8 protein-coding genes are annotated in these 9,074 nt (G+C 72.5%); 6 read left to right on the top strand and 2 right to left on the bottom strand.

The genetic code is table 11. The annotated features are described in order from the left end of the window. Positions 1 to 157: 157 nt before the first annotated feature. The gene (locus ABZ172_RS26250; protein ID WP_356887113.1) at positions 158 to 688 is read right to left on the bottom strand and encodes a TerD family protein; all 531 of its coding nucleotides are present in this window, start codon (positions 686 to 688) and stop codon (positions 158 to 160) included. A gap of 203 nt (positions 689 to 891) precedes the next feature. Between ABZ172_RS26250 and ABZ172_RS26245 the strand changes: the two genes are divergently transcribed. The 6 genes from ABZ172_RS26245 (at position 892) to ABZ172_RS26220 (ending at position 8,337) form a co-directional block, all read left to right on the top strand. Then, the gene (locus ABZ172_RS26245) at positions 892 to 1,497 is read left to right on the top strand and encodes a YdbC family protein (protein WP_356887111.1); all 606 of its coding nucleotides are present in this window, start codon (positions 892 to 894) and stop codon (positions 1,495 to 1,497) included. A 353-nt stretch (positions 1,498 to 1,850) separates the two neighbouring features. Next, positions 1,851 to 2,510: a histidine phosphatase family protein gene (locus ABZ172_RS26240; protein WP_356887109.1), complete on the top strand. Its 660-nt coding sequence runs from the start codon at positions 1,851 to 1,853 to the stop codon at positions 2,508 to 2,510. 12 nt (positions 2,511 to 2,522) lie between these two features. Continuing rightward, on the top strand, positions 2,523 to 3,434 hold the full coding sequence (locus tag ABZ172_RS26235; protein ID WP_356887107.1) for an ADP-ribosylglycohydrolase family protein: 912 nt from the start codon (positions 2,523 to 2,525) through the stop codon (positions 3,432 to 3,434). A 708-nt stretch (positions 3,435 to 4,142) separates the two neighbouring features. Beyond that, on the top strand, positions 4,143 to 5,936 hold the full coding sequence (locus tag ABZ172_RS26230; protein WP_356887105.1) for a DUF4153 domain-containing protein: 1,794 nt from the start codon (positions 4,143 to 4,145) through the stop codon (positions 5,934 to 5,936). Positions 5,937 to 6,929: 993 nt separating this feature from the next. Continuing rightward, positions 6,930 to 7,640, top strand: a complete 711-nt coding sequence (locus ABZ172_RS26225) for a ribonuclease HII (protein WP_356887103.1) — start codon at positions 6,930 to 6,932, stop codon at positions 7,638 to 7,640. 58 nt (positions 7,641 to 7,698) lie between these two features. Further along, entirely contained in the window at positions 7,699 to 8,337 is a 639-nt protein-coding gene (locus ABZ172_RS26220; RefSeq protein ID WP_356887101.1) for a hypothetical protein, read from the top strand. A gap of 57 nt (positions 8,338 to 8,394) precedes the next feature. Here the strand turns inward: ABZ172_RS26220 and ABZ172_RS26215 are convergent, their stop codons facing one another. Further along, positions 8,395 to 9,027, bottom strand: a complete 633-nt coding sequence (locus ABZ172_RS26215; protein WP_356887099.1) for a hypothetical protein — start codon at positions 9,025 to 9,027, stop codon at positions 8,395 to 8,397. Positions 9,028 to 9,074 lie beyond the last annotated feature (47 nt).

Here is a 9,074-nt window from a genome sequence, read left to right as displayed (position 1 = left end):
GGAGAGCCGGAGAGCCGGAGAGCCGGAGAGCCGGAGAGCCGGAGAGCCGGAGAGCCGGAGAGCCGGAGAGCCGGAGAGCCGGAGAGCCGGAGAGCCGGAGAGCCCGAGAGCCCGAGAGCCCGAGAGCCCGAGAGCCGGAGGCCGCGGGGCGCCGGTGTCAGTCCGAGCGGTCGCCCATCGCGGAGGAGAACGCGTCGGGATCGCCGTCGAACCCGCGCACGGTCCCGCGGAAGCCCCAGGAGCCCGAGGCGTCCCGGACGAACTCCGCGACGACCGCGGCGGTGGCACCCCCGACCGCCGAGAAGTCGTCCTCCGCCAGATTCGTGTAGCCCTCGCGGATCTGCACGGCGGTGTGCTCTATGTCCGCGAACGTCTTGCGGCCGTCGCGCTGCTGGATGGCCACACCCACCACGACCCTGGCGTAGGCGTCCGAGAGCCGGTCCAGTTCGATCGTCATGACCTCGTCGAAGCCGAAGCCCTGCCCCGTCCGGCTGTCCCGGTTCAGCGTGATCGTCCCGTCCGGTGATCTGCTGTCGAAGTGCACGAGATAGGCGGGACCGCCGTAGGGGGCGTCCGTCCCGTACGTGGCCGCGATGATGTCGAGGTCGTTGGCGGGTTCACCGGTGGCGCTCGGGTCCCATTTGACCCTCACCTCGACCTTCTCGATGTCCTTGTTGGGAGTGCTCATCCCACGTGCCTCCTCGCTGCTGGACCGACGGACCTCTTCCATCCCCAGATCATGTCCGCAACTGTCGGCGGAACCAACCGCCTTGGGAACGGACGTCGGTTTCGGGCCACGGTGTGGCCGGAGGCGTGCGCTGCCGGCTCCCGCCGGACCCCGGTCCGGGCGGGGCGTGAACCGGGCCACGCCGGGCGCCGTACGATGGCGCAGTGCTGGTCAAGTGGATTCGCTGCACCGTGGTGGACCGCCATGGTTTCGAGCGCGGGCAGCGGAAGTGGGCGGGACTGCTCGGTGAGCCGGGATTCCGGGCGCAGAGCGGCGGGTGGAGCCGAATGCAGCCCGATGTCGCCCATGTGTTCGCGTTCTGGGAGAACCGGGTCTTCTACGACTCGTTCATGGCGCGCGAGCACGAGCGGCTGTCCGCCGCGCAGTCCGGTACGTACAAGGACATGCAGGTCAAGCTCTTCGAGTACCGCTTCGATGTGAAGACCGGCTTTGAACCGGACTTCACGGACGCGGACGTCGTCAGGGTCGCGCACAGCCGGGTCTACGAGGACCGCGTCGACCACTTCACGCTCATGCAGCAACGGGTCTGGAACCCGGCCGTGGCGGGATCCCCGGGCATACTGCGCGGAGTCTTCGGCGAAGCCCCGGGCCCCGAGTTCCTGGCGCTGTCCATGTGGCAGTCGAGCGCCGAACGCGGCAAGTACCGGCCCGGGAGCGCCGCCCGGCTCGCGGCGCGGGCGGAGACCGAACGGGACGTCGAGTCGCTCACCGGTGACGTGGTGCTGCTCGAACCGTCGTGGACGGTCTGACCCGAGCCCGCAGCCCCGTTTCCCCGGTCCCGCACGCACGGCCGTTCCGTGCGCGCCGGTCACCCACGCGCGACGGGGACCGCATGCGCGACCGGTCCCGTGCCCGACCGGTTCCGTCCGCCGGCCGCATCCGCGCGATGAGGACCGCACCACCGCCCGGTCGCACCGGACGCCGTCCGGGGCCCGTCCCGTCGTCCTTGGCGCGTGCGCGGCACCGCCCCCGGCATCCCGACGCGCCGTCGGAGCGCCCGCACCCGTCCCGTGCGCGGATCTCTCCGCCCCTGCCTTGCGGTGCGCCGCCGACGCCGCGCCCTGATCACCGGGGACGACGGAAGAACCCGTAGGGTCGGGTCATGGCACGACCGCAACGTATCGTTCTCGTCCGCCACGGTGAGTCCGAGGGCAACGTGGACGACACGGTCTACGAACGCGAGCCCGACCACGCGCTGAAGCTCACGGCGAAGGGCCTGCGCCAGGCCCGGGCGACCGGCTCGCGGCTGCGTGCGGACTTCGGCGACCAGAGGGTGAGCGTCTACGTCTCGCCCTACCGGCGCACCCACGAGACCCTCCGGGCGTTCGGACTCGAACCCGCACATGTGCGCGTCAGGGAAGAGCCCCGGCTGCGCGAGCAGGACTGGGGCAACTGGCAGGACCGGGACGACGTCCGACTGCAGAAGACCTACCGGGACGCTTACGGGCACTTCTTCTACCGCTTCGCACAGGGTGAGTCCGGCGCCGACGTGTACGACCGGGTGGACGCCTTCCTGGAGAGCCTCCACCGCAGCTTCGAGGCCCCCGACCATCCGCCGAACGTCCTCCTGGTCACGCACGGGCTGACCATGCGGCTCTTCTGCATGCGCTGGTTCCACTGGTCGGTCGCGGAGTTCGAGTCCCTGTCCAACCCCGGGAACGGTGAGTCCCGGACGCTGCTGCTCGGCGAGGACGGCCGCTACACGCTCGACCGGCCCTTCGAGCAGTGGCGCACCCCGGAGCCGTACGGCCGCACCGGATAGAGTGGCAGGGCGATGACCGCTGAATCCGCTTACGACCGTTTCGGGCGCGCTCTGGCCAGCCTGCGTGGGCTGTCCGTGGGAGACGCCCTCGGCTCCCAGTTCTTCGTCCCGGCCCACTACCCCCTGCTCAAGGACCGGACGCTGCCGCCCGGTGACTGGCAGTGGACCGACGACACCGAGATGGCCTGTTCCGTACTCGCGGTCCTCGCCGCCCACCGGCGCGTGGACCAGGACGCGCTCGCCCACTCCTTCGCCCTGCACCATGACTTCGACCGGGGCTACGGGCCCGCGGTGAACCGGCTGCTCAGGCTGGTCAGGGAAGGCGGCGACTGGCGTGAGCTGGCGTCCGCGCTCTTCCAGGGCCAGGGCTCCTGGGGGAACGGTTCGGCGATGCGTATCGCGCCCCTGGGCGCCTGGTACGCGGACGACCCGGAGCAGGCCACCCACCAGGCCGAGATCTCCTCGTACCCCACCCACCAGCACCGCGAGGCCGTCGTGGGTGCCATGGCCGTCGCTGCCGCCGCCGCCCTCGTCGCCGCCCCGGGCCGGCCGCCGACGCCGGAGGGCCTGATCGACGACGTGGTCGCCCTGATCCCACGCAGCGCGGTCGGCGCCGGACTGCGGCGGGCGCGCGACATGCTCGACTACCGGGACGCGGGGACGGTCGCGGCGGTGCTCGGCAACGGACGCCGTACGAGCGCCCACGACACGGTGCCGTTCGCCCTCTGGTCCGCCGCGCGGAGCCTCGGAGACTTCGAGGAGGCCTTCTGGACGACCGCGCAGGCGGGGGGTGACGTGGACACCACCTGCGCCATCGTCGGCGGGATCGTCGCCGCGGAACCGGTCGGAGCCCCTCCCGCGGACTGGCTGGCGCGTACGGAGGAACTGCCCGAGTGGTTCCCCACGGTTCCCGCGCGGGGCTGAGTCCGCCGGTCACGGGTCCGACGGGGGTCGCGCTGCCGGGCACGGAGACGGGGCAGGGCCGCCGGGAGCGGGTGCCGGGCGGTCAGGGAGACGGGGAAGGGACGCCGGGAGCAGGTGCCGGGCGGTCGGCTCGGTCGGACGGCGGGCCGACGGGTGCGTGGCCTCGCTCGCCGGCGCCGAGGACGCGCGCTGTCCGGGTCGTGGTGTTCAGAGGTCGGCCCGGTCGGTTCACCGGTGCCGGCGGGCACCGGACAGTCGGTGAGGACGATGACGGTCCCCAGCCGTTCCCGTCGGCCGGCCGGAGAAGGCCGTCCGCCTTCTTCTGCTCACTGTCACGGTCCTGCCACAGCGGCGGCTCCGATCGGCCGGGCGACCCGGCCGGGACCTAGTCTTTCGCCCACGCCGCCCTCTTCGATCTTGCTGGGCGTGCGTCTGGAGACGCCGGGGCCGACGCGCCGCGACATGGCCGCGCGAGCGGACCTCGGTGGGGGGAGGGGTCCCATGTCCGAACATTCGCCCGATGCGTCCAGAAGGTCCGACGGGTCCAGCGGGTCCGACGGGTCCGACGGGTCCGACGGGCCGATTGGGTCTGATGGACCGGTCGGGTCAGGCCGGTCCGACGCGTCCAGTGGGTCCGATACGCGGCCGGAGCCCGGTCCTGCTGACGTGGGGAAATCCGAATCCGCACCCGTGCCCGGGGTCGAGCCGATGCCTGAGCCTGCGGCCGCTGCCGGGCCGGTGAGCGGCGGGGGCGGATCCGCCGGGGCACCGCGGCCCGAAGGCGGATCCGTGTCCGAGCCGCTGTCCCAAGCGGCCGAGCGGGGGAGTGCGACAGCGGGGCGGGTGCGGGTCTCCGGCCCGTCGGTGCCGCCGCAGGGCGCCGGTCCGGAGGTGCCGAAAGTGCCCGCCTATCTCCGGCCCCCTCCGCCGGCGGACGTCTGGCAGCGCCGCGGGCCGCAACCGCCCGGCGTCCTGGTCCGGCTGCGGGCCGCGTCCCCGCCCGTGATCGGTCCGGGCACCCTCTGGTCGGTTCTCGCCACCGGCCTCCTCAGCGCTCTGCTGCTCGGCGACGGGCTGGGCCCCAACCTTCTGATGGTGGCCGTGCCCGCAGCCCTGGGGGCCTTCTTCGCCGCCCGTTCGGCAGGACGCAGACTGCGGCCGTGGACCGCGGTCTGGGCGCTGGGCGGTCTGGCACTCCTCGCGCTGCCCGCCCTCCGGGACGCGGGGTGGCCGGTCTTCCTCGCCGTGGCATCGGCCCTCGCACTGGGCTCGCTCGCCCTGCACGGAAGCCGCAGCTGGCCCGGCGTGCTTCTCGGGTCGCTGGGACTGTTCCCCTCGGTGGCGGGCGGGGTGCGCTGGGGGTGGCGCGGAGTGCGCGCCCGGGCCGACGACTCCCGCGGCAGAGTGCGTACCGTGGTGCGCACCACGGCGGTGGCGGTCGTCCTGCTCCTCGTGTTCGGCACGCTCTTCGCGTCCGCGGACGCCGCCTTCGCCGACCTGCTGGGCAGCCTCACCCCCGAGGTGTCGATCGGTGACAGTCCCTGGCGTGTCCTCCTCTTCGCACTCGGCCTCCTCGGATCGCTCGCCGCCGCCTACAGCGCTGCGGCGCCGGTGCGCTGGGACGGCATCACGGTCCGCCCCGGAAAGGCCAGGAGCCGGGCGGAGTGGGCACTTCCGCTGATCGTGCTCAACCTGCTCTTCGCCGCCTTCCTCACCCTCCAGCTCGTCGTTCTCCTCGGTGGGTACGACAAGGTGCTGGAGGAGACCGGTCTGACACCCTCCGAGTACGCCCGGCAGGGCTTCTGGCAGTTGCTGTGGGCCACCCTGCTGACCCTGCTCGTCATCGCGCTCGCACTGCGCTGGGCTCCGCGGGGCGAGCCGGGCGACCGGGCCCTGGTCCGTGGCGTGCTCGGTGTCCTGTGCGTGCTCACACTGGTCGTCGTGGCGTCCGCCCTGCGGCGCATGGACCTGTACGTGGACTCCTTCGGGCTCACCCGGCTGCGGATCTCGGTGGCCGCCGTCGAGCTCTGGCTGGGGGTGGTGCTGGTCCTGATCCTCGCGGCCGGTGTGTTCGGCGCCAGGATGCTGCCGCGCGCCGTCGTGGTGAGCGCGGCGGCTGCCGTGCTCGGCTTCGGCCTCATCTCGCCGGACGGACTCGTCGCCGAACAGAACGTCCAGCGCTACCGCAGCGACAGGACGGTCGACATCGAGTACCTCAAGGGGCTCTCCGCAGACGCCGTACCGGCCCTGAACGAGCTGCCGGAACCACTCAGGTCCTGCGCGCTGGAGGATTTCCAGCGCGACCTGACCTCACCGGACGCCCCCTGGTACGCCACGAGCTGGGGCGAATCCAGGGCCCGGGACATCCTCGAACAGCACCCGGCGGAGAACCACGGGACCACGTGCCACGACTTCGGCCGTGACGCCGATCAGCGGGAAGCGGACGAGCGGGACGGCCGTGAAGGGGACGGCCGTGACGGGGACGGATTCGACCCGTACTGATCGGGGGTGAGCGGTCGGCGCCCGGGCCACGGGTCTCCGGAATCCGGCCGGTGGCCCGGTGGCCGGGCGGTGTCCCGGGAACGTGCGGTGTAAACCGGGCGGCCGTGCCCCGAACCTGGTCACGACGCTCAGGACTCCGTGGCCCTGGTGGCTGCTCCCCGGAGGACCGCGGCGCTGACCGCGGTGCTCCGGAGAGTCGACCCGACGGCCGGTGTCCATACGCCGGCCGCTGCTCTGACTCGGGTGGTCCGGGGCGGGCCTCCGCGGACCGGACGGCCTCCACCGTCCGTCCGGTAGACATGGGACAGCCGCTGATCGTTCAGATGGTCGACCGAACACTCCGAGGCTCGAACGCCGCTTTGGTCCACGGATGTTCGAGGTGGCTCTCCTGCCGGGGCGGCCTACGGTGTGCGGAGTCAGCGGCGTGCGGTCGAGCCGGAGCTGCGGGCGGCCGTACGGACCTCGGGCGAGCCTTCCCCGGGGTGGTGCGGGGCTCGATCGGGCGATATTCGCTTCTGCTATGGAGTGTGCGCAGGGCGCCTCGGCGAGGTGAGCCCTTGTGGAGGTGCGCTGCCGCGGCCCAGCCGTGTCCGGTCGTCGTCCTGCTGTCCTCCAGCCGTGTCCGGGCACTGCCCTCTCACCCTTTCTTCCGGCTCCTTTCGCAGTCGTCTCCGAGACTCGTGCGCACGCCCGTTGGGGCGGGGTGCAAACTCCCAGGTGCTCCCTGTGGGCTCGCCCGAGGCTCCGTCTTCACCTACGGAGAGCGAACGTTTCATATGTGCGAAAGCGAAGATGTGGGTGGGTGTGCGGAGTGCGCGACCGGTCCGGCGTGAGGTCCCGCATGCCTGCACGGCGCCGCCGCTGTCCGCCGGCTCGCCCCGACGCCGCACACCGGCCCGCGGGGGCCCGGATCGTCGCCGGACGCAGGCCGAACCGATGGACGGTGCCCCGGGGTGTTCTTGCCGTGTGCATCGGCGTAACCTGGCACGCGCCATGCCGTACGAACCACCCACGCACACCGTCGAGCGCTCTCTGCGCGCCACTTCCGGCGCCAGGACCGTCGCCGGTGTCGACGAGGTCGGACGCGGAGCGTGGGCCGGCCCCGTCACCGTGTGCGCGGCCGTCACCGGTCTCCGCAGACCCCCCGAGGGTCTCACCGACTCCAAGCTGATCACCCCCAAGCGCCGGGCGGAACTCGCCCCGACGCTCGAGAAGTGGGTCACGGCCTACGGGCTGGGGCACGCGTCACCTCTGGAGATCGACGACCTCGGCATGACCGCGGCGCTCCGTCTCGCGGCCGTCAGGGCGCTCGACGCCCTGCCCGTCCGTCCGGACGCCGTGATCCTCGACGGCAAGCACGACTACCTGGGTCCGCCCTGGAACGTCCGCACCGTGATCAAGGGGGACCAGTCCTGCATCGCCGTGGCCGCGGCCTCGGTGATCGCCAAGGTCCACCGCGACACGATGATGGCCGAACTGGGCGCGGAATCAGGTCAGTACGCAGACTTCGCCTTCGGTGCGAACGCCGGTTATCCGTCACCGGTGCACCGCGCAGCACTGGAGGAACGGGGGCCTACGCCTCACCACCGTCTCAGCTGGGCCTATCTCGACGCGCTGCCCCGGTGGCAGCACCTGAAGAAGGTCCGATTCTCCGCCGAGGCGGCGGCACTGGAAAGCGGGGGCCAGCTCGGCTTCGACTTCTGATCGCGCAGGCGCACCCGTCCGCCGACCCCTTCACGTCGGTGGCGACAGACAACCATTCATGCCTCTCATCCCCCAGGAGCCTCAGATTCCCGAGAGCGTCCAGGGTCCCCGCGTCGCTACGGCCGCAGGCCGCACCACGCCGACCCCCCGCCCCGTACCCGGCCCGCGTTCCGCGGCCACACCCCGTCCCGGAAGCCCGGGCCGCGGCCCTGTGCGGCCCGCGCCGCCGGCGCAGCGCCCGCCTCACGCACCCGCGTCCGCCGCTGCCCCGGCCGCTGCCGTGCAGAAGGCGGCGGAAGCGACCTCCGCAGCGCAGTTCCAGCTGATTCCGGCGACGCCGGACGGCGCGGTGGACGCCGCCGACGAGGCCGTCGATCTGCTGCTCGACTCCGGCCAGGTGCCCGGCGGCATCTTGGTGCTCACCACCGGTGACCAGCACCCCTGGGCCGCTCACGAACTCTCCTTCGGAGAGGCGGCGTACTGGGCCCAGCACGACGCCGGTGACGACGTCTTCTTCGCCCGCACCGCGAACGCCGACCGGTGCACCTCCCGTTCCGTCGTCGTCGTCGCGGTCAACGGAGACCTCGACGCAACGGCCGCCCGCGCACTGGCGGGTCTGCGGGAGCGGGCCGGCGCGCTGCTGATCGTGTGCGGGGAGCCGCAGAAGGTCAACTCCGCGCTGGGCGCGGCTGTCTGAGCCGTACGACCGTGGGTCCTCGCCGTCCGCCCGGACGGCGGGGACCCACGTCGCGTTTCACCGGGCGGCGCTCCGCCGCAGTGCCTCGGCGGCTCCGCCGCCGGTGCGCAGCGGGCCGGACTCGTGATCGGTGGATGCGTCCGCCAGCGCCGACGGTGTGGAGAGCAGCGTCGGCCGACGGCCTCCCCGGCCCTCGCCGAGCACCTGCCATCCGCCGCGCGTCAGGGTGATGTAGGCCCCGCAGCGAAGACCGTGCAGGGTGCAGGCGTCCCGGAGCCCCCACATCCACGCACCGTCCTCCTCCGTCCAGCGCTCGTCACCTTCACGGCAGTAGAGCAGGACCGCGGTGCGCACCGGGGTGCGGCGGCGCAGGTCGTGCGGGATCACCCGGCGCAGATGGGCGAGCAGCGCGTTGCGGAACTCCCAGCCGTCCGCCGGCACGGACGACCGTCTGACGAACGAGGCGCTGGCCGTGAGGCGCTCCTCGTGGTCGAGCACGGCGACGACCGCGGTGGCGGGGACCGGACGGTGCCGGGCATGGAGACCGCTGACGACCTCACGCGGACTGCGGAGCAGGGGTATGCCCGCCGCGGCCCACTCGGCCGGTTCGAGCATCCTCGCGACATGATTGACGGAGCCCGCGGACGCGGACAGAGAAGTGGCTGCGGACGGAGCGAATCCGAAGGTCACGGTCCTCCCTTCGCTACGCGCCCACGATGCGGGCAGGGTCGGGTGAG

Origin of the sequence: Streptomyces sp. NPDC006296 (genome assembly GCF_040613235.1) — a bacterium.
GTDB lineage: Bacteria > Actinomycetota > Actinomycetes > Streptomycetales > Streptomycetaceae > Streptomyces.
The sequence above is the reverse complement of the archived record's forward strand: the minus strand, read 5'-3'. Positions and strand labels throughout refer to the sequence as shown.